Source organism: Spirosoma luteolum (assembly GCF_054778875.1).
Map to the genome: position 1 here is coordinate 489,899 of NZ_BAAGZE010000005.1, position 20,411 is coordinate 510,309.

Genomic DNA, 20,411 nt, shown 5'->3' on the forward strand with positions numbered 1-20,411 from the left:
AAAGAGCGGTAGCCTGAAAAAGTGCTTTTATTCGTTCACGCGTTCACTCATTCAAATTAATCGTGAGTGCGAAATAGGTGGACTGGTTGTTTGGATTGTAAGCCCGGTCGACGCCCTGCAGCAGGTTTTGCAGGCCAAAAGTGGAGCCGGCGTCGGGGCGGGTATCGTTGTCGGTGGTGGTACTGGCGATCCAGCGGGGCGGAAACTGCCGGCGCAGTGTAATCATCGCCGGGCGGTTGCCCCGGGCCGGCTGGGTGCTGGTCAGCAGCAGCTTGTGGGTCATGCCGCCCCGGCCACTGTATGGCTCCACGGCGGTTACCCGGAACCGGTCTTTCCCGTCGACTACGTACTGGGTTGGGTCGGTCAGCACCGACGTGGGCAGGTGTAGCGCCGACAGATCGACCGCCACCGGAATGGTCAGGCTCTTGTTCGTCACGTCGGGCTGTACGTCTTCGATGGCGTGTACCACGCTGGCGCGGGCTCTGACTTCTTCGGCCGCGCGCTTGAAGCGTCCCTTACGCGCCGGATCGTTTACCAGCACCGTGTAGGCCGGCGTTGCAGCGCCCGTTGTCTTGCTGAAGAACCACGAATCAGCATAGCCCGGCAACTGCTCGAACCGCCGGATCTGCGCGTAGGCCGGGTCGGTATAGAGCCGGTTCATGGCTTCGTTACGCCCGATCAAACAGAGGTAAAACGGCCGGTCGCCTTTGTAAGGGTGTTTGGCGTTATTCCAGCTGTAATACGTCCCGTCGAAATCGGCGTTCAGCTTCAGCACCAGCATCGAATGCGTGGCGGCAAAGGGGTTGAACACCGTGGTCAGCAGTGAGCTGGCCGCGTCGAGCGTTTTCTGGGCGCTCATGCCCGCCAGCGATGGGTCCGAATAAATCAGGTCCGACGCCAGCACGCTGATGTTGTCGCCCGCAGTTTCGCTCAGGATGGTCCGGAAAATGGTTTCGAAGTCGGTGCTGCTGGTCTTGCCCTTTGTTTTGGCCACGCTGAAAATGTTGCCCTGCCGGAAAAACTGCGACAGCGACAAACCCAGCGGGTTCACCTCGGTGTTGACCACAAACAGCTGGCTCTGGCCGGCGCTCACCCCGTCGAACTCGGTCAGCACCTCGTTGAGGGCGCGTTTAAACGTACCGTTGCCACCCGGCGCGTCGTAGGGAAACATGCTGCCACTGGCTTCGAGGTATAGATTCAGCCGGAGGGGCTTGCCCGCCACCACGGCGCCCCCGAGCGACAGCGTGGGGGTTTTGCCTTCTTTGGCCAGCTTGCGGTAGACGCGGTTGCGCTGGATGTAAGCCGCAAACGCCGACTCGTTCAGCTTTCCGTCGGGGGTGAGCAGCACAGCGGTCTTCTTGTTTTTGCTCAGGGCCTCGGTTTCCTGCCCGACATACACACGCAGGGCGTCGGCTTCGGCCACGTCGATGGTGTTGTCGCTGAGGGCGTCGCTGATGCGGGAATCGAGTTCATCGGGCGGGCTGGAGCAACTGCTCAGCAGGGCGCCGGCAGCCAGCAGGGCGGCCGACAGGTAGGAACGGGTGCAGGTCATGAATGTGGGGACACAGAAAGTCGGCAACGGACAGGCAACAAACAAAGCTATCAAACCACCCCGGCTATCGCGCTGTTTGCAGACCGGCCTACTTAATTTTTCTTAAATTTCTCGTAAACGTAACGAAGGCGCGCCCCATTTTATGTCAGCCGGTACCGGTAAACGATAAACGGGCGTTTACCTTTGTGACCGTCTTTTGCCCATCTACCGACTGTATGTCTGTTCGTTTTTTCGTTTTTCTGTTTCTGTTGGCCCTGCCCCTTCTCCTCCAAAACTGCGCGCAGGTAGCGCAGCCTCCCGGCGGAAAAAAAGACACCCTCGCGCCTACCCTCGTCAGCAGTGTGCCGAAACTGCGGCAGCTCAACTACAGCGGCAAAATCGTTGAACTCGAATTCGACGAGTACATCCGGACGGAGAATATCCAGCAAAAAATCACCATTACCCCCCAGGACAGCAACACCTATCTCGTAAAAGCCCTGCCGACGGGGGTGCGCCTGACCTTCGCCAAACCGTTTCTGCCCAACACGACATACACCATCGATTTTGCCGACGGCATCAAAGACATCACCGAAAACAACATTGCCAAGGATGCCAAGGTGGTGTTCAGTACTGGCAACAGCATTGACTCGCTCTACCTCACCGGCCGGGTCATCGACGACGAAACGCGCCAGCCCATCCTGGGTTTTGTAGTAGGTCTGTTCGCCCCCACCGATACGCTCCCCATCAACCGCAAACGGCCGCAGTATTTCGACCGGACCGACAGCACCGGCCTGTTCCGGATCGAGAACGTGAAGGCCGGGCGTTACAAAGTGTATGGCTTCGACGATAAAGATCTGAACCTGGTCAACAACACCCCCGGCGAACGCGTGGCCTTCCGCGACAGTGTGCTGACCCTCGACCGGGTGTATTCGGATATCGACTTGGTGGCCTTTCGGGGCTACGGCAAACCCCGCGTCAGCCGGCGCGAGCGCACCGACGAGACCCTCGGCCTCGAGCTGAGCAGCGGCATTGCGGGTTACACCCTGCGCACTACCCGCCCCGGTGCCGGTACCGCCACGGCTGCCGGATCGGCCACCACGACCACCGGCGATTCGCTGATTTCGTTTCTCGAAACGCCCAAACTGATCCGGATTTTCAGACCCGCCAACCGCGCGGCCGGCGATACCATCAACGTCACCATTACCGCCCAGGATTCGGTGGGCAACAGCACCGACCTGCGCGAACGGGTTTATTTCTCGCCCCTCAAATCGCGCGTCCGCGACCGCAAGCCGCTCAACGTGCAGGTGCTGCCCACCACCAGTGCGCCCATCGACAACATCCTCGACTTTACGCTTACGTTCAACAAGCCCATTCTGCGGTACAGCCTCGACCAGATCGGCCTCGGCGCCGATACCACCCAATCGGCGGCCCTGAAACCGGCGGAGGTAAGCTGGAGCAACAATTTCTCGACTCTGCGCATTCAGCGCGCCACCAAACTTACCGACTCGCTGTTTCTGCTGCTGCCCAAAGGCTCGTTTATCAGTGTGCAGGGCGACACGCTGGCCCGGTATCTGGCTCGCTATACCATTGCACCCGACGACAGTTACGGACTGATTGCCGGCCGGGTAAATCGCCCCGACAGTAGGTTCATTGTCGAACTGCTCGACGAAACCTACAAGGTTGTGCGTTCGGCCTATGGCACACCCACTTACAGTTTTGCCCGGTTGCGGCCGGGTAAGTACCGGGTCCGGCTCATCATCGACAGCAACGGCAACCGCCGGCGCGACGTGGGCAATGTGCAGAAAGGGATTCAGCCCGAAGCCATTATCTATTACCCCGGCACCGAAGAAGGGGGCCTGATCCGGCTCAAGCAAAACTTCGAACTCACCGACATCGACCTCTGATCATGCCCGACACCCCGCCCCCGATTGCCTGCCAGCAGGATCAGTTTCGCCTGCCAGCGGGGGTTCATTACCTCAACTGTGCCACGCGATCGCCCTACAGCAAGGCTGTGGAACAGGCGGGACACGACGCCCTGACGCGCCACGCTAACCCCTTTGGCCTCCGCCCCGACGATTTTTTCGAGGGCGCCACGGCGGTGCGGCAGTTGTTTGCGCAGCTCATCAACCTCGACGATCCCGAACGCGTTGCCGTTATTCCGTCGGTGTCGTATGGGATGGCCATCGTAGCGCGCAACCTGCCCCGCAAACCCGGTATCCGGGCGGGGCAGCAGATCGTGCTGGTGGGGAGCGAATTCCCAAGCGATGTGTATGCCTGGGATCGGGTTGCCGCCGAACTGGGGCTGACGATCAAAACCATCGGGATGCCCGACAAGCTGCCCATGGGGCCGCGCTGGAACGAGCAGGTACTCGACGCCATTGGCCCCGATACGGCCCTGGTGGTGGCGCCCCCCGTACACTGGATGTACGGCACCCGCTTCGATCTGGCCGCTATCAGCGACCGGGCGCGGGCTGTGGGCGCCTGGCTCGCCATCGACGGAACGCAGGCCATCGGTGCGCTGCCATTCGACTGGGCGCGCATCCGGCCCGACGCGCTGATCTGCGCCGGCTACAAGTGGCTGATGGGCCCCTATTCGCTTGGGCTGGTCTGCTTCGGCCCGGCCTTCGACGAGGGGGTGCCGCTGGAAGAAAGCTGGATGAACCGGCTCGACAGCAATCAGTTTCACCGGCTGATGGATTACCAGCCGGCCTACCGGCCCAAAGCCTACCGCTACAACATGGGCGAGCAAACGCATTTCACGCAGATGCCCATGCTCGAAGCCGCCCTCACCCAACTGCTCGACTGGCAACCAGCCCGCATTCAGCAGTACACCGAAGCCCTGATGCAGCCCGTCTGGCCCGCCCTGGAAGCCCTGGGTTGCCAGATCGAACCCGTAGCGGGCGCGCAGGGGCGCAGCCACCACCTGGTCGGGTTGTGGTTGCCCGCCCACGCCGACCCAATGGCCGTGGCCCAGGCGCTGCAGCAACAGAAGGTGTCGGTATCGGCCCGGGCGCGCGTGCTGCGCGTTGCGCCCCACCTCTACAACACCCCCGCCGATGCGCAGGCGCTGGTTACCGTGCTGGAGCGCGTACTGGCCTAGACACTACGCAGCATCGATAGCGTATAGTTCGAGGGGCAGCCCGTCGGGATCGGCGAAGAACGTGAAGCGCCGACCGGTCAGCTCGTCTATCCGCACGGGTTCGGTGTCGACACCCTGGGCGCGGAGCCGGGCAATGGCCGCATCGAGGTCGGTAACGGCAAAAGCCAGGTGCCGCAGCCCGGCCGCTTCGGGACGCGAGGGGCGGGCAGGCGGATCCGGAAACGAAAACAGTTCGATCTGATACAGCCCGTTGACGGCCAGATCGAGCTTATACGACTGCCGCTCGGCGCGGTACGTTTCCTGCACAATCGTCAGGCCCAGCACGTCGGTATAAAACCGCTTCGACCGGGCGTAGTCGGTGCAGATAATGGCAATATGATGGATAGCCTGCAGCATAGTCAGGGGGCTAACAGTGAATCGACCCCGAGCGTATCGACGGCCGTACCGTCGGTTTTGGCGGTGTTCCGCTGAAACGCCCGTTCGGCTTCCCGGCGCTTGTTCCATGGGGCTGTGGTCCGGCGTCCCATGTCGATCGCCAGCAGGGCCACGATCGTTGTAAACACGATAAAGACGACGATGAAAATGCGTCGGTTCCGATTCATAAACAGGGTTGTTTGACGATGTACGGCCTGCCCATCTGCGACGGGAGGCTCTCGAAAACCGTAAAACGTCAGGCTTCTTTGGGTAGTTCGCCCGGCGTGGTAGTCAGCGACACGGATCCCGTGCGACCCGACACCTCGGCCCAGCGCAGCCCCTCGAACGTGACGGCCACCACGGCGCCTTTCCGCATCGATCCTACCGACTGGTGGGTCAGAAACTCGGCAAAATACGATACATCGGGGTTATGCCCCACCAGCATGGCCGAATGCGCCGAATCGGGCAGGGCATTGACAGCCGCCAGGTAGGCTTTTGGCCCCCCGTCGAATAACTGCGCATCGAGCTGAATCGTGGCCGGATCGATACCCAACTGCTCGGCCATCACTTTGGCCGTGTCGCGGGCGCGGTGGGCCGTGCTGCTGATGAGCACCTCGGGCCTGATACTTTTCGTGTGCAGAAACCGGCCCACGCGGGCTGCGGCCATAATGCCTTCCGGAATGAGTTCCCGGTCGTGGTCGCTGCCAAATACCGACCGGTCTTCGGCTTTGGCGTGGCGAACGATATACAGAACTAGCGACATAGTGTAAGGGATGTTGCACAAAGCTACGCCGACGGGGCGGGTACTAAAAACCGATGCGAGCTGATTTGTGCCCGTCTTGACGACTGAAATCCCGGCAGCCTGCTTTTTTCCGGGTTCGCGGGCCCGGGTTTGTTCAACAATTCAGGCAAAGCGCCCCCACAAACCCGGTGGCTTTGTTTAATGGATACACCTTTAGCCATATACGCAGGAATCGTTCTTTTTGTTGAACCGAACGTCAACTTCGCCCCGGCGTGGGCCGTTCGCCCGACAATGCCTATTTTTGCGCACCCGAATACAATCCGGTCGTCTTTGTTTATGAGTTATTTGTCGATACAGCAGCTGTTAAAAACTGCCCCCGTCGGGTCTATCGTGACCGTTAAAGGCTGGGTGCGCACCAAACGTGAAAGTAAAAATGCCGTGTTTATCGCCCTCAACGATGGGTCGACGATCAACACGATTCAGGTGGTGGCCGAAGCGGGTCAGCTGCCCGACGAGCAGCTCCGGACCATTACCACCGGCGCCTGCCTGTCGGTGACGGGGCAACTCGTGGAGTCGCAGGGCGCCGGGCAGGCCGTGGAGGTCAAGATCAGCGAGGTGCTCGTGTATGGCCCCGCCGACCCCGACAAATACCCGCTGCAGCCCAAGCGGCACTCACTCGAGTTTCTGCGCGAGATTGCGCACCTGCGCCCCCGTACCAACACCTTCAGCGCTGTGCTGCGGGTGCGGCACGCGCTGGCCTTTGCGGTCCATAAATACTTCAACGACAACGGCTTTTACTACCTCAACACGCCCATCATTACGGCCTCCGACGCCGAAGGGGCGGGCGAGATGTTTCGGGTAACGACCCTCGACGCGACCACCCCCCCGCTTACGGAGGACGGTAAGGTCGACTACAGCCAGGATTTCTTTGGCCGCGAAACCAACCTGACCGTATCGGGTCAGCTGGAGGGCGAACTGGGCGCCATGGCACTGGGTAAGATCTACACCTTTGGGCCCACGTTCCGCGCCGAAAACTCCAACACCACCCGCCACCTGGCCGAGTTCTGGATGATCGAGCCCGAAATGGCGTTCTTTGAACTCGAAGATAACATGGCCCTGGCCGAAGACTTCGTGAAAACCGTGATCCGGTACGCGCTGCAGCACTGCGCCGACGATCTGGCTTTCCTCGACGGCCGGCTGAAGGAAGAAGAAAAAACAAAAAAGAAAGAAGAACAGAGCGAACTGAGTCTGCTCGAAAAACTGCAGTTCGTGATCAGCAACGATTTTGTGCGGCTGACTTATACCGACGCCATCGAGATTCTGCGCAACTCCAAACCGGCCAAAAAAGGGCAGTTCCAGTACGAGGTGAGCTGGGGTGTCGACCTGCAGTCGGAGCACGAGCGCTACCTGGTAGAAAAGCATTTCAAGAAACCGGTGATCCTGACCAACTACCCGCGGGCCATCAAGGCGTTCTACATGAAGCAGGACGACGAACCCGCGACCAACGAACGCGGTGACGTATTTGGCCCGACGGTACGCGCCATGGACGTGCTGTTTCCGGGTATCGGCGAAATCATTGGCGGCTCGCAGCGCGAAGACAACTACGATAAACTGGTGGCCCGGATGGAAGAAGTCGGTATCGAGCCCGACGCCCTGTGGTGGTACCTCGACACCCGCCGGTTCGGGTCGGCCCCGCACGCCGGCTTTGGGCTGGGCTTCGAGCGGCTGGTGCTGTTCGTAACCGGCATGAGCAACATCCGCGACGTTATCCCCTTCCCCCGCGCCCCTAAGCAGGCAGAATTCTGAGTCAGTATACGGTTTACGGTATTCAGTTTGCGGTTTACAGCGATTGGCTTGACGGCTTTGCTGACACCCGGGCGTGACGAAACCCTACCCGCGAGCTAAAGACTGAAAACTGGAATACCGAATACTGTAAGCTGAAAACTGAAAACTACCTATGTTCCTCGCCCTTCCCATTTTCCTGGCTCTCTCGTCTGGCTTTGTCGTGGTCGGTGTCTATACCGAACGGAAAGTGTCGGCGTTCATGCAGGACCGGCTGGGACCGATGGAAACGGGCAAGTGGGGGCTGCTGCAGCTCTTCGCCGACCTGCTGAAGCTGCTGCAGAAAGAAGACATCGTGCCCACGGCGGCCGACCGGCGCTTGTTTCTGCTGGCGCCGGCGGTGATTTTTGCCTCGGTATTTGCGGGTTTCGCCGTGATGCCACTTACCCCCGACCTGCATGGCTCCGGTGCCGCCGTGGGGGTATTCTATCTGATGGCCATTGTATCGTTCGACGTGGTCGGTATTCTGATGGCGGGCTGGGGCTCCAACAACAAGTATTCCTTGTTTGGGGCCATGCGCTCGGTGGCGCAGATCATCTCCTACGAAATTCCGCTGGGCCTGACCATCCTGTGCGTGGTCATGATCTGTCAGACGCTCAACCTCCAGGACATCAGCGGGCAGCAGGGCATTTACACCACCGGCACCAACTACCTCTTCGGCCTTAAAAGTCTGGGTATCGACGTGACCAGCTGGGGCGGTATCTTCAGCTGGAACATCGTGCGCAATCCGTTTCTGCTGGTCGCCTACGTTATTTTCTTTATCTGTACGCTGGCCGAAAGCAACCGCGCCCCCTTCGATCTGCCCGAGGGCGAATCGGAAATTATCGGCGGGTTCCACACCGAGTATTCCGGTATGCGGTTCGCTCTGCTCTACCTGTCGGAGTACGCCATGATGCTGCTGGTTTCGTTTCTGGGCGCGGTGCTGTTTCTGGGCAGCTGGAACACCCCCCTGCCCAACATCGGCCCCGTGCACCTGGCCGACTGGACGAGTGGCGCTCCCGGCACCATCTGGGGCAACGTAACGGGCGCTTTCTGGCTGCTGAGCAAAGTGTTTTTTGCGGTTTTACTGCAGATGTGGGTACGCTGGACATTTCCCCGCGTGCGGGTCGATCAGATGATGTTTCTGTGCTGGAAGGTACTCACCCCCGCCAGCCTGCTACTGCTGCTGCTGTCGGGCATCTGGCGGCTGCTGATGATCTGAACCTTAGCCTCCTGGCGCGGGTTGATGAAAGATAGGATAGCAACGAAGGCCATTATCGGACTAGTCCGTATCTTTGCGGCCTTTTTAACTAGTACATGGGCATTCTTTCTCCTGATCCGACGGGCGAGCTGGCCTGGCGCGTTGCCTGGCAATCGCCGGTTTTCCGCTGGAAATTCATTCTGGCACTGGTGGGCACGATGGCCCTCCTGATGACCTTTCCGGTTTTTTTTCAGACCATCGAGCGCCACTCGGGGCCGGTACTCAACGACCCCGTACTGAACCGGCTCCCGCCCCACGACGTATCGATCGCCATTTTTCTAATCATCTGGGCCACCGCCGGGCTGCTGGTGCTGCGGGCCCGGCGCAGTCCGGCGGTGTTTATGCTGTTTACCTACGGCTACATCATTGTCAGCCTCTCGCGAATGCTGAGCATCAACCTGCTGCCGCTGAACCCACCCGAGGGGCTCATTCCGCTCATCGACCCCATCAGCAATGCCTTTTACGGCAAGACGTATATTACCAAAGATCTGTTCTATTCGGGCCACACCTCCACCATTTTCCTGATGTTTCTGTGTCTGCGCCGACCAACCGACCGGCTGCTTGCCCTCATCGGCTCGGTGCTGGTGGGCAGCTTACTGCTGGTGCAGCATGTGCATTACACGATTGATGTGCTGGGTGCCTTCATCTTTACTTATCCGCTATACTGGATAGGGAAACGACTGGCGCTGAGCGGCTGGAACCAGATCGATACCAGCCCGGATTGAGTGGCCAGTAGTAAAAAAAGTGGAAGTGGAATTAATCTATTTCAACTATTACACAAACGGCAGACCGACACGTCGGAATCAATAACCACCTGAAAATGAACCAAAAAGCAGGCTACTTATCGGCTTCGGTAACGTGTAAAGGCGGCTGGGATGGTTAAAGTGGGATTAATTATATTTGCGTAACAGCACCCTAAAATTGTAAATTTTGTAGATTTGGGACTTTCTGAAACCATTACGGCCCTGTACGCGACTCCGTGCAAGGCACCGGTTGGCATCGAACGCGGAGACCCCGAATTGTAAACCACCGATATGAGCAAAATAGACCTGCCGCCCTTTACGCTGGGCGACACCATTACCCCAGAACAACGCCAATTCTTCAATAAACACGGCGTTATCGTTTTTCGTAACTTCATCCACCCCGAAACGGTACAGCTTTTTATCAGCGAGGTAGAGCGCATTGAGAAAGAATGGCTGGCTGAAGGCCGCGATAAAGTCAATGGCGTACCCCTCAAATTCGGGCAGGACGAGCAGGGTAACCCCATGATTCAGCGGATGTGCTTCCTGTCGCAGCACAGCAAAGCCCTGCACGAATTTTTGCAGGACCCCCGCCTGCAGGCCGTTGTCGACCTGCTGCAGCCCTACGAAGGCCGCATCGCCGAAATCGAGAAAGATGGGCTGATTCTAAACCACTACGTTCGGACGCCCAACAGCAAATTCTCGCAGATGGGCTGGCATACCGACAGCCCCCGCGATATTTTCCTGGGTCAGCGCATCATGCCGATGCTCAACGTGGGTATTCACCTCAACCCGACGCCCTACGAAAACGGCGGGCTGCGCGTGATTCCCGGTACGCACAAGCAGGGCATCCTGAAAATGCTGTTCCGCAAAAAGTATTTTGTGGACAACGATCCCGATAAAAACGAAATTGGCTTCGACATCAACGCCGGCGATCTGTCGGTACACGATGGCCGGCTGTGGCACCGCGCCCAGCAGTCGCCACACGTAGGCGAAGCCAGCCGCCGTCGGGTTATGTATGTGCCGGTGGTTACGGGCAAATACATGCCGAAGAACGAGCACAGCAAAACGCCGTTCTACCACCGGTTTATCTCGAAGGTTAATATCTAACAAAGTTGTCGTTCGGTTTTCAGTATACAGTATACCGGTTTCCAGTAAACCATACACTGTATACCGAAAACCGAAAACTATTTATGCCCTACGCCCTCATCACCGGTGCCAGCAAAGGCATCGGCCTCGCCATGGCCGACGAACTGGCCCGGCGCAAGTTCGATCTGCTGCTGGTGGCCCGCTCGGCCGATCTGCTCAGGCAGGAAGCCAGTCGGCTGGCCAGTACTTACGGTGTCAAAACCGATACGCTGGCGATCGATCTGGCCGAGGCCGGGGCAGCCCAGCGCGTGGTCGACTGGTGCCGGCAACACCGCTACACCGTTCAGCTGCTGGCCAACAATGCCGGGTATGGCCTCAGCGGCCCATTCGAGGGGCATCAACTAAGCGAGCACCTCGCCATGATGCAGGTCAATATGACGACCCTGGTCGAGCTGACGTACCTGTTTCTACCCGAACTCAAACAGCAGCCCCGCGCCTACATCCTCAACATTGGCAGTTCGGCGGCCTACCAGGCCATTCCGCGCCTAAGTCTGTATGCGGCCTCGAAGTCATTCGTGCTACAGTTTAGCCGGGGCCTGCGGCTGGAGCTGAAAAAGTCGCCCGTAACGGTTACCTGCGTGTGCCCCGGTGCCACCGACACCAACTTTGTGGATCGGGCGCAGATTGGCGAAAAAGGCCGTAAAGCCGCCGAAAAAGTAAACATGACCCCGGCCGAGGTGGCCCGACAGGCCGTCGACGCTACCCTGGCAGGGCAGGCCGAAGTGGTAACGGGACTGCTCAACAAAGCGGGCAAATTCATGGCCTGGCTGCTGCCCAAAAGTCTGGTCGAATCGACGGCGGGCAGCATCTACGAATAAGCCGCCGGCCCCTGTACTCCCACGCTTACTGTGCCACAGCCGCCCTGACCGGGCCGTTGTGGCACTTTCTTTGTACAGACGGGGTTGTATCCTCATAACTGTTATTACGACGTTGGATGCCGGCTGATTTTCTTACTCCCAAAGCGGGTGTGTCACCCTCGCCTACCGACGTCCACCTTTTCCATGCAATTTTCCGATTTATCCCTGGCTGAGCCCATTCTGAAGGCGCTCGCCGAAGAAGGCTACACCACGCCCACCCCCATTCAGCAACAGGCTATTCCGTATTTGCTCGAACGCCGTGATCTGCTCGGCTGCGCGCAAACCGGCACCGGCAAAACCGCTGCCTTTGCCATTCCCATTCTGCAACTGCTTCACGACGACCGGGCCAAAACCACCGGTGGCCCCCGGCGCATCAAAACGCTGGTGATGACACCTACCCGCGAGTTGGCAATCCAGATCGACGAGAGTTTTGCTGCCTACGGTCGGCACCTCGGCCTGCGCCACGCCGTAATCTTCGGCGGTGTCTCGCAACACGCCCAGGTCAACACACTCAAAGCGGGTATCGATATTCTGACGGCCACCCCCGGTCGTCTGCTCGACCTCATGAACCAGGGCTTTATCAGCCTGCGCGACATTCAGTTCTTCGTACTCGACGAAGCCGACCGGATGCTCGACATGGGCTTCATCCACGACGTGAAGAAAGTGATTGCCAAGCTGCCCGCGCAGCGCCAGTCGCTGTTTTTCTCGGCGACGATGCCCCCCGATGTGGCGAAACTGGCCGACACGATCCTGAACAAACCTGCCAAGGTGGAAGTAACGCCCGTTTCGTCGACGGCCGATACCATCGACCAGGCGCTTTATTTTGTGGGTAAAGACGACAAGCGTAAGCTGCTGGCCCATATCCTCGACGATGCCAGCGTGAAATCGGCGCTGGTCTTTGCCCGCACCAAACACGGGGCCGACAAGGTGGTGAAAGACCTGGTCAGGAGTGGCTTTAAGGCCGAAGCCATTCACGGCAACAAGTCGCAGAATGCCCGGCAGCGTGCGCTGACAAATTTCAAGAGTGGCGAAACGCGGGTGCTGGTGGCGACCGATATTGCCGCCCGGGGGATCGATGTCGATGAACTGTCGCACGTCATCAACTACGAGTTGCCCAACATTCCCGAAACCTACGTGCACCGCATTGGCCGAACCGGCCGCGCCGGCCACGATGGCATCGCGCTGTCGTTTTGCGACGCCGAGGAAACCGAATACCTGCGCGACATTCACAAGCTGATTGGCAAGCGCGTGCCGGTCATCGAAAACCATCCGTTTCCGCCCGATTTCGATACCACCAAAGTAACGCCCGCCCCGCCCCAACGGCAGGGTCGACAGGGTGGTGGTGGTGGCCGGCAATTCGATGGCCGACCCCAGGGCGACGGCAATCGGACTGCCGGCCATCGCAATAGCGGTGGAAATCGCGGTAGTGGCCAACGCAGTGATAGTGGCCGCCAGGGTAGTCCACAGAACGGCGGTCAGCGGAGTGGTGGTGGTCAGTCGATGGGTGCCCCCCGCGATACCAGCAGCCGGCCCGCCAAACCAGCCGCCAGCCGCGACAGAGACCGACGCGACAGCAACAGCCGCCCCGAGAGCCGTAGCGAGCGACCTAGCCGGGGCTCGGGCAACAGCCGGTACCTGGACTTTGGCTCATCGGACAAGAATTACTAGGGCTTACTGGCCCAACACCTGCGCAAAAAGCCACGACCCAGATCGTGGCTTTTTGCGTTACCGGGCAGCTGTATCTAAGATTGCAACAGGCCTAGTTGTGCTTTACATGTATCAACAGTTTCTAAACTAAAAAAATGTTGTAAAACTGGACCGAAACTGAAAAAACACGTCATCAAAGGTTCATATTAACCGACCCAATATCTTTCTTTGCTTATTAAAAGCAAACATTTGGTGACTTGAGGCATTCCAGCAGTAAGCATCAACTAGTCATTAGTACACACATTTACTACAATATGTCCACACATTTATTTACTTCGGATGCTCTCCGACACCTTACGCTCATCTCCTTTCGAAATTGGCTATTGCCACTTTTAATCATACTATGGAGCGTCCAGGCTCGGTCCCAAACGCTAGATCCCACCTTCAGCCCTGGAACAGGCCCCAATGGACCTGTTTATAACACAACCCTGCAAGCCGATGGCAAGGTCCTCCTGGGCGGGTTCTTTACTACCGTTAATGGTACCACTCGAAACTACCTGGCCCGGCTTAACGCCGACGGCTCAGTGGATACAGGGTTCAGCACTAATGTCAATGCCCCTGTCAACAGCATAGTGGTGCAGGCCGATGGCAAGATCCTCATTGGCGGAAACTTTACAACCGTCAACGGCGCAACTCAAAATCGCATTGCCCGGCTAAATGCAGATGGCTCCCTTGATCCTGGATTTAATCCCGGCACTGGCACCGATGACGCCGTACAGAGTGTTGCCTTGCAGGCCGATGGCAAGATCCTCATTGGCGGATTCTTTACTACCGTCAACGGCACCCCCTGCGGCCGCATCGCGCGGCTCAATGCCAATGGTACCCTCGACTCCGAATTCAATACTGGCGGGGGTGTTAATATGTCTGTATATAGTTTAGGGGTGCAAGCCGACGGCAAGATTCTCATTGGCGGTTTTTTCACCACCGTAAACGGCGTAAGCCATAACAACATTGCCAGGCTTAAGACTGATGGTTCTCTCGATACGGGCTTTGGGACGGACGTTAACAACCAAGTCCGGAATATTGCGATACAGGCTGATGGTAAAGTGCTCATGGGTGGTACGTTTACCATGGTCAACAGTACGACCCGTAACCGCATCGCCCGGCTCAATACAGATGGTACCCTGGACACAAGTTTTGACCCCGGCGCGGGCGCTAACGACCAGGTCCGGAGCGTGGCAATACAGACGGATGGCAAAATTCTGATTGGAGGTGACTTTACCACTGTCAACAATATGGCCCGTAATCGCATTGCCCGGCTCAATACCAGTGGTGCACTGGATATCGGTTTCGACCCCGGTACAGGCCTGGATAATTTTGTCAGCAGTTTGGTACTGAATACAGACGGTAAACTTCTGATAGGCGGGGCTTTTAGTAGTTACAACGGTACAGCCCGCAACCGCGTCGCCCAAATCCTGTCCTCTGCCCCTGCCTTTGCCATCACCGGGGCCAGCACCGTGAACTGTACAGAAACGGGTCCCGGCCAGCGCCAGCTCATCTTCCAGCCCACCTACGCCGGCCAGGACAACACGCCCGTGAGCTTCTCGGTGGTCAACGAGATGCTGCCCACCACCCAGCCCGGGCCCTACTCGCTCAGGGTCTACACTGATAACCCCGTCGTTACCCTGAGCGCCAACCAGAGCGGCAAAACCAGCACCTTCGCCTACAACTGGCTGGCCGCCTGCCAGGCCGGTACGCCGACACCAACGCCCACACCAACGCCGACCCCGTTCGCCATCACCGGGGCCAGCACCCTGGGCTGCAACGAGACGGGCCCCGGCCAGCGCCAGCTTATCTTTCAACCCACCTACGCCGGTCAGGACAACACGCCCATCAGCTTCTCGGTGGTCAACGAAATGCGGGCCACCACCCAGCCCGGGCCTTACTCGCTGCGCGTCTACACCGACAACCCCGTCATCACGCTGAGCGCCACCCAGAGCGGCAACACCAGCACCTTCGCCTACAACTGGCTGGCCGCCTGCCAGGCCAATGCCCGCCAGGGCGTACGCCCCGAGGTGCCCCTGACGGTGACGGTGCTGGGTAACCCCGTGGCGGGCGAGACGGTGAGCCTCGAAATTCGGGGTGCCGAAGGCCAGCCCCTGCACCTGCGCCTGACCGACGCTCAGGGCCATCCCATCGCTGAGCGGGTGCTGCCCCAGAGCGCTGCCCTGGAGCGCCAGACGCTCCGGATTGGCCAATCAGCGGCTGGCATGCTGCTGTTACAGGTGAGCACGCCCACCCAGCGCCAGACCCTCAAGCTGCTGCGGACCAACTAGAACACCAACAGTCTGATACACCAAAAAGCCGCTTCCCAGCCTGGGGAGCGGCTTTTTTTGATGAGTAGTCGACCCGAACGGCGCTAGCCCCGCGTGGCGTCGTGGCTCGATACCCAGTCGAGCGAGGAGATGGCAGCCGCCAGCGACAGCTCACCGGCCACTACCACGCCGGCCATGATCTCGGCCAGTTTTAGGGCCTTGCCGTCGCCGTAGCAGCCCATCAGTTCCAGGCATTCGCGCTGGGTGGGCAGGCTGGTGCCGCCCCCCACCGTACCCACAATCAGCGAGGGTAGCGTCACGGAACCGTAGAGGTCGCCGTCGGACGTGATTTCAGAATACGTAATGGCCGCCGACGATTCGGCCAGGCAGGCCACATCCTGCCCGGTGGCGATAAACAGGGCCGCCAGCCCGTTGACCGAGTGCAGGCCGTTGTTGTTGGTACCCGCCAGCCGCGCCCCCACGTCGCCCACGCGGGCGTGGCGCACCAGCTGTTCAGGCTCGACCTGCAGCTCCTGAATGAGCAGCGCGCGCGGAATCCGGATTTCGGCCGTCACGCGTTTGCCCCGCGACCGCAGGATGTTAAGCTGCGACGGCTTCTTATCGGTAGCCATGTTCGATTCGAGGTAGAAATGCTCGATAGCCCCCGGCACCCGTTCTCCGTAGTGCTCGAGAATGTAGTTGCAGGCCGCCAGGGTGGCTTTACTTACCATATTCTGCCCGGCCGCATCGCCCGTGGTGTAGCCAAATCGCAGAAACGCCAGTTTGCCGGCCAGGTAACTGTCGATGTACTGCAGGCGGGCAAAGCGTGAGGTCGACGCGGCTTCGGCCGCCAGCGCCCCCTGCTGCGACTCGACCCAGCGCACAAAGTCGCGGGCCTGCCGGGCATCGGCAAACACGAACACGGGGGCGCGCTGCATGGCGTCGTCCTGCACAGTACAGCGCACGCCCCCGCTGTGGTTGATGAGTTTGATACCCCGGTTGTAGCTGGCCACCAGCGTACCCTCGGTGGTCGCCATTGGAATCAAGAAATCGCCCTGCGCGTGTTCGCCGTTGACGCGGAGCGGGCCGGCCAGCCCAATGGGCACCTGCGCCACCCCTACAAAGTGTTCGCAATTGCCCCGCGCTACTGCCGGATCGAACGACGGCTGGGTCAGATGCTGTGGCTGGGTTTGGGTAAAGTCGGCCAGAAAAGCCTGCCGGGCCGCCACCGCACCGGCACTGTAATCATCGACGGGATCGCGCGGAATGGTCGAGGCAGCCGGTACTGCGGATAGCGGCTCCGCCGGCTGCAGCTCATCGTCGACCGTCAGGGTAATCAAGCCAAACGGCTGGGTCTGGAGCTGAATGGCGAGCCGATGGGTACCGGGCGCGAGCGGCTGCCCCGTGGCCCGGACCCGCACCGACCGGCGCAGCGGAAAGGCCAGAGGCCGATCGGCGGAAATAGCCAACAGCGGCATAGGGTCGGCACCCTCGGGTTCGAGTGTGAAGGCCGAAGCCGGGTAATCCACACCGTCGATACGGGCGTAGACCAGACCGGTAAACCGGGCATCGGCCAGGCGATTTTTGAGCGAAAACGTGAAGCCGTCGGCGGTGTTGCGCAGGCTGCTGCGCGTGTACAGCTGCCGGACCAGAACGGCCGGAATAAATCGAAACATACAATACGGATAAACCAGCCAGGCTATAGTAATGGCGTGGGACGTCCAAATTGTCGATTTTGCCGCAGATTTTTAAACTTATCCGCCCCTTCGGGACTTTCCTCTCGTACGCAGCAACTGCACCGATGGGCAGCCCTGCCCCTGTTTCCTCTCTATGGCCGGCGTATCGATCATCATTCCCACGTTTAACGAAGAAGCCCATTTACCCCGCACCCTGCGCTGGCTGCAGCGGCTCAGCCCCGAACCCGTCGACATCATTATCAGCGACGGGGGCAGCACCGACCGCACGCTACAGCTGGCCGACGCCATGCGGCCCTGCTTCCGGTCGCTGCACATTGTGCGGGGGCAGCATGCCAGCCGGGCCGCCCAGATGAACGCGGGGGCCGCTGTGGCCGGGGGCGACCTGCTGTGCTTTCTGCACGCCGACACTACCCTGCCTGACGATGCACTGCGCGTGATCGACCATACCCTGAGTAACCCCAGAACGGCCGCCGGCGGCTTTATTTCTATTATGCGCGGGGCCCACAGCACCAGCTGGCTCACCTCGTTGCACAACTACCTCAAAACCTACTACGCCCCCCTGCTCTTCCGGCCCCACCTGTTTGTGTTTAGGGGCGCGCGGCTGCTATTTGGCGATCAGGCCATTTTCTGCCGGCGAGCGCAGTTTACCGCCGTGGGCGGCTTCACCGCCGATATGCCCATCATGGAAGAAGCCGACTTTCTGCTCAAGATTGTGCGCTTCGGACGGGTTCGCCAGATCAACCGCGTGGTCGAATCGTCGGACCGGCGGGTGGCGCGGTGGGGCTTCTGGAAAGCCAATGGCATCTACCTGGCCATCGGCTTTTTGTGGGGGGTAGGCTACCCACCCGACCGGCTGAAACGCTGGTTCGACGACATTCGCTGAGATGCGTCGGGGCTGGGCTGGCTTTTCGTATCTTGCTACCCGCCGGTACCCGTTCCTGCCGGTCTGACACGCCCCAACCCGATGCCTTCGCTTCGCCTTAGCCTGTTTGCGCTCAGCCTGCTACTGCTGAGCTGGGTCAGTTTCCGCCAGAATGTCACCGACCACGCACCCAACGACGACACCAACTGGGGTGAGTATCTGGGCGGGCCCGACCGCAACCATTATTCTGCCCTGACGCAGATCAGCCCGGCCAACGTGAACCAGTTGCGGGTGGCCTGGACCTACAGCTGCGCCGACAGCGGGCAGATTCAGACAAACCCGATCGTGGTCGACAGGGTGCTCTACGGCGTATCGCCCACGGTACAGGCTTTTGCGCTCGATGCCGCTACGGGCCGCGAAATCTGGACGTTTGGCGACAAGCTGAAGGTCTGGCACAGCACCAGCCGTGGCGTTACCTACTGGGCGTCGGCCGACAAGAGCGATCAGCGTATTCTGTACACCGTGGGGCCGCTGCTCTACGCCCTCGACGCCCGCACCGGCAAGCCGATTGCTACCTTTGGCACCGATGGCCACGCCGATCTGCACGACGGCCTTGGCGCGGCCCACGCCGACAAATTCATTATCTCCAACACACCCGGTACCCTCTACAACGATCTGCTGATTATGCCGGTGCGCGTGTCGGAAGGAACCGACGCGGCTCCGGGTTACATCCGGGCGTTCAACGTGCGCACCGGCAAGCTGGCCTGGACGTTCCGGACGATTCCCAGACCCGGCGACTATGGCTACGAGACCTGGCCGAAAGACGCCTACCGCAACCCCGCCATCGGGGCCGCCAACAACTGGGCGGGCATGGCCATCGACCGACGCCGGGGTATCGTGTACGTACCGACCGGCTCGGCCGCGTTCGACTTCTACGGCGGCAACCGCAAAGGCAAAAACCTGTTTGCCAACTGCCTGCTGGCCCTCGATGCCCGCACCGGCAAACGGCTGTGGCATTTTCAGGCCGTTCACCACGACATCTGGGATCGTGACTTTCCGGCCCCGCCCAACCTGCTTACCCTTACTCAGCCCGGCCCCGACGGCAAACCCCGCCCCATCGACGCCGTGGCGCAGATTACCAAAACGGGCCACATTTACGTATTCGACCGGGTAACGGGCCGCCCCCTGTTTCCGATTCGGGAAACGCCCGTGCCCAAATCGACCCTGCCCGGCGAACACAGCTGGCCTACGCAGCCGCTGCCGCTCAGACCCGCCCCCTTTGCCCGGCAGAGCATGACCGAAATCGACATCCGGCGCGGCCCCGACCACGATTCGCTCCTGGCCGTGTTCCGGCGGATTGGTAAACGCCCCTTCGAACCGATGAGCAAGCGGGGCAGCCTGATGTTTCCGGGTACCGACGGCGGGGGCGAGTGGGGCGGGGCCGCAGCCGACCCCGAAGGCACCCTCTACGTCAACGCCAACGATGTGCCCTGGCTGTTTACCCTGATCGACGCTCCGCGGCAGGATGCCCTGGCTCACCTGAGCCCCGGCGAGCGCGTGTACACCCAGTCGTGCGTGTCGTGCCACGGCCCGGAGCGCAAAGGCAACGCCCGGAGTGGCTACCCCTCGCTGGTCAACATCGGCGACCGGCGCGACCGGGCCTACGTCTCGCAGCTTATCAGCAACGGCAAGGGCATGATGCCCGGTTTCCCCAGTCTGTCGGCCGAGGAGAAACAGGCCCTGATCGCGTTTTTGTTTGGCGATGAGAAGCGGGAGGTGTCGGGCAGTGCCAAACCGTCGACGCAGCCGTATGTACCCTACAAGATCACGGGCTACAACAAATTTCAGGACAGCCGGGGCCTGCCGGCCATCGTGCCGCCCTGGGGTACGCTTAGTGCCATCGACCTTAACACGGGTACCTACCGCTGGACCCTGCCGCTGGGCAACGACGAACGGGCCAATCCCGGCGGGAAAGGCCCCCTTACCGGTACCGAAAACTACGGCGGACCGGTGGTTACGGCCTCGGGCCTGCTCTTTATTGCCGCCACCAAAGACGGCCAATTCAGGGCGTTCGATAAGCAAACGGGCAAACTGCTCTGGCAGACAACCCTGCCCGCTGCGGGCTTTGCCACCCCCGCCACTTACCAGGCAGGCGGCAAACAATACGTGGTCATTGCCTGCGGGGGCACCAAACTGGGCACCCGGAAAGGAAACCAGTACGTGGCCTTTGCCCTGCCCTGACCGGCTTCGGGCGGGCGCCAGGCCGGCTGACCGA

The 20,411-nt window shown here is 60.1% G+C and carries 16 protein-coding genes; 11 read left to right on the top strand and 5 right to left on the bottom strand.

Translation table 11 applies throughout. The annotated features are described in order from the left end of the window. Positions 1-43: 43 nt before the first annotated feature. Positions 44-1,552: a hypothetical protein gene (locus tag ACYVAC_RS09695; protein WP_461097430.1), complete on the bottom strand. Its 1,509-nt coding sequence runs from the start codon at positions 1,550-1,552 to the stop codon at positions 44-46. Positions 1,553-1,767: 215 nt separating this feature from the next. Between ACYVAC_RS09695 and ACYVAC_RS09700 the strand changes: the two genes are divergently transcribed. Further along, positions 1,768-3,435, top strand: a complete 1,668-nt coding sequence (locus ACYVAC_RS09700) for an Ig-like domain-containing domain (protein WP_461097431.1) — start codon at positions 1,768-1,770, stop codon at positions 3,433-3,435. A gap of 2 nt (positions 3,436-3,437) precedes the next feature. Then, the gene (locus ACYVAC_RS09705; protein WP_461097432.1) at positions 3,438-4,631 is read left to right on the top strand and encodes an aminotransferase class V-fold PLP-dependent enzyme; all 1,194 of its coding nucleotides are present in this window, start codon (positions 3,438-3,440) and stop codon (positions 4,629-4,631) included. A gap of 3 nt (positions 4,632-4,634) precedes the next feature. Here ACYVAC_RS09705 and gloA2 read toward each other — a convergent pair whose 3' ends face one another. The 3 genes from gloA2 to ACYVAC_RS09720 form a co-directional block, all read right to left on the bottom strand. Beyond that, complete coding sequence (gloA2, locus tag ACYVAC_RS09710; RefSeq protein WP_461097433.1) at positions 4,635-5,027, bottom strand: SMU1112c/YaeR family gloxylase I-like metalloprotein; 393 nt, start codon at positions 5,025-5,027, stop codon at positions 4,635-4,637. 2 nt (positions 5,028-5,029) lie between these two features. Then, positions 5,030-5,233 (bottom strand): hypothetical protein, encoded by a 204-nt coding sequence (locus tag ACYVAC_RS09715; protein ID WP_461097434.1) that lies wholly within the window; start codon positions 5,231-5,233, stop codon positions 5,030-5,032. A 68-nt stretch (positions 5,234-5,301) separates the two neighbouring features. Further along, positions 5,302-5,808: a SixA phosphatase family protein gene (locus tag ACYVAC_RS09720; RefSeq protein ID WP_461097435.1), complete on the bottom strand. Its 507-nt coding sequence runs from the start codon at positions 5,806-5,808 to the stop codon at positions 5,302-5,304. A gap of 315 nt (positions 5,809-6,123) precedes the next feature. Between ACYVAC_RS09720 and asnS the strand changes: the two genes are divergently transcribed. The 7 genes from asnS (at position 6,124) to ACYVAC_RS09755 (ending at position 15,598) form a co-directional block, all read left to right on the top strand. Then, the gene (asnS, locus tag ACYVAC_RS09725) at positions 6,124-7,593 is read left to right on the top strand and encodes an asparagine--tRNA ligase (RefSeq protein WP_461097436.1); all 1,470 of its coding nucleotides are present in this window, start codon (positions 6,124-6,126) and stop codon (positions 7,591-7,593) included. Positions 7,594-7,744: 151 nt separating this feature from the next. After that, a complete protein-coding gene (locus ACYVAC_RS09730; protein WP_461097437.1) occupies positions 7,745-8,830 on the top strand; it encodes a complex I subunit 1/NuoH family protein in 1,086 nt (361 codons plus the stop codon). A gap of 95 nt (positions 8,831-8,925) precedes the next feature. After that, positions 8,926-9,594 (top strand): phosphatase PAP2-related protein, encoded by a 669-nt coding sequence (locus ACYVAC_RS09735; protein ID WP_461097438.1) that lies wholly within the window; start codon positions 8,926-8,928, stop codon positions 9,592-9,594. A 309-nt stretch (positions 9,595-9,903) separates the two neighbouring features. Then, positions 9,904-10,719, top strand: coding sequence for a phytanoyl-CoA dioxygenase family protein (locus ACYVAC_RS09740; protein WP_461097439.1), 816 nt, complete (start codon positions 9,904-9,906; stop codon positions 10,717-10,719). Positions 10,720-10,802: 83 nt separating this feature from the next. Next, a complete protein-coding gene (locus tag ACYVAC_RS09745; protein ID WP_461097440.1) occupies positions 10,803-11,576 on the top strand; it encodes an SDR family NAD(P)-dependent oxidoreductase in 774 nt (257 codons plus the stop codon). Between the two features lie 183 nt (positions 11,577-11,759). Continuing rightward, positions 11,760-13,283 carry a DEAD/DEAH box helicase gene (locus tag ACYVAC_RS09750; protein ID WP_461097441.1) on the top strand — a complete coding sequence of 508 codons (1,524 nt, stop codon included), beginning with the start codon at positions 11,760-11,762 and terminating at the stop codon, positions 13,281-13,283. A gap of 293 nt (positions 13,284-13,576) precedes the next feature. Beyond that, positions 13,577-15,598, top strand: coding sequence for a hypothetical protein (locus tag ACYVAC_RS09755; RefSeq protein ID WP_461097442.1), 2,022 nt, complete (start codon positions 13,577-13,579; stop codon positions 15,596-15,598). A gap of 83 nt (positions 15,599-15,681) precedes the next feature. Here the strand turns inward: ACYVAC_RS09755 and ACYVAC_RS09760 are convergent, their stop codons facing one another. Beyond that, entirely contained in the window at positions 15,682-17,253 is a 1,572-nt protein-coding gene (locus ACYVAC_RS09760) for a hydroxymethylglutaryl-CoA reductase (protein ID WP_461097443.1), read from the bottom strand. 154 nt (positions 17,254-17,407) lie between these two features. Here ACYVAC_RS09760 and ACYVAC_RS09765 point away from each other — a divergent pair, with 154 nt between their 5' ends. Further along, positions 17,408-18,157, top strand: coding sequence for a TIGR04283 family arsenosugar biosynthesis glycosyltransferase (locus tag ACYVAC_RS09765; protein ID WP_461097444.1), 750 nt, complete (start codon positions 17,408-17,410; stop codon positions 18,155-18,157). A gap of 81 nt (positions 18,158-18,238) precedes the next feature. Continuing rightward, positions 18,239-20,377, top strand: coding sequence for an outer membrane protein assembly factor BamB family protein (locus ACYVAC_RS09770; RefSeq protein ID WP_461097445.1), 2,139 nt, complete (start codon positions 18,239-18,241; stop codon positions 20,375-20,377). The last annotated feature ends 34 nt before the right edge of the window (positions 20,378-20,411 follow it).

Excerpts from the sequence above, each read along its gene's own strand:
- ACYVAC_RS09695 (WP_461097430.1), bottom strand. The coding sequence starts at position 1,552 with ATGACCTGCACCCGTTCCTACCTGTCGGCCGCCCTGCTGGCTGCCGGC.
- ACYVAC_RS09700 (WP_461097431.1), top strand. The coding sequence starts at position 1,768 with ATGTCTGTTCGTTTTTTCGTTTTTCTGTTTCTGTTGGCCCTGCCCCTT.
- ACYVAC_RS09705 (WP_461097432.1), top strand. The coding sequence starts at position 3,438 with ATGCCCGACACCCCGCCCCCGATTGCCTGCCAGCAGGATCAGTTTCGC.
- gloA2 (WP_461097433.1), bottom strand. The coding sequence starts at position 5,027 with ATGCTGCAGGCTATCCATCATATTGCCATTATCTGCACCGACTACGCC.
- ACYVAC_RS09715 (WP_461097434.1), bottom strand. The coding sequence starts at position 5,233 with ATGAATCGGAACCGACGCATTTTCATCGTCGTCTTTATCGTGTTTACA.
- ACYVAC_RS09720 (WP_461097435.1), bottom strand. The coding sequence starts at position 5,808 with ATGTCGCTAGTTCTGTATATCGTTCGCCACGCCAAAGCCGAAGACCGG.
- asnS (WP_461097436.1), top strand. The coding sequence starts at position 6,124 with ATGAGTTATTTGTCGATACAGCAGCTGTTAAAAACTGCCCCCGTCGGG.
- ACYVAC_RS09730 (WP_461097437.1), top strand. The coding sequence starts at position 7,745 with ATGTTCCTCGCCCTTCCCATTTTCCTGGCTCTCTCGTCTGGCTTTGTC.
- ACYVAC_RS09735 (WP_461097438.1), top strand. The coding sequence starts at position 8,926 with ATGGGCATTCTTTCTCCTGATCCGACGGGCGAGCTGGCCTGGCGCGTT.
- ACYVAC_RS09740 (WP_461097439.1), top strand. The coding sequence starts at position 9,904 with ATGAGCAAAATAGACCTGCCGCCCTTTACGCTGGGCGACACCATTACC.
- ACYVAC_RS09745 (WP_461097440.1), top strand. The coding sequence starts at position 10,803 with ATGCCCTACGCCCTCATCACCGGTGCCAGCAAAGGCATCGGCCTCGCC.
- ACYVAC_RS09750 (WP_461097441.1), top strand. The coding sequence starts at position 11,760 with ATGCAATTTTCCGATTTATCCCTGGCTGAGCCCATTCTGAAGGCGCTC.
- ACYVAC_RS09755 (WP_461097442.1), top strand. The coding sequence starts at position 13,577 with ATGTCCACACATTTATTTACTTCGGATGCTCTCCGACACCTTACGCTC.
- ACYVAC_RS09760 (WP_461097443.1), bottom strand. The coding sequence starts at position 17,253 with ATGTTTCGATTTATTCCGGCCGTTCTGGTCCGGCAGCTGTACACGCGC.
- ACYVAC_RS09765 (WP_461097444.1), top strand. The coding sequence starts at position 17,408 with ATGGCCGGCGTATCGATCATCATTCCCACGTTTAACGAAGAAGCCCAT.
- ACYVAC_RS09770 (WP_461097445.1), top strand. The coding sequence starts at position 18,239 with ATGCCTTCGCTTCGCCTTAGCCTGTTTGCGCTCAGCCTGCTACTGCTG.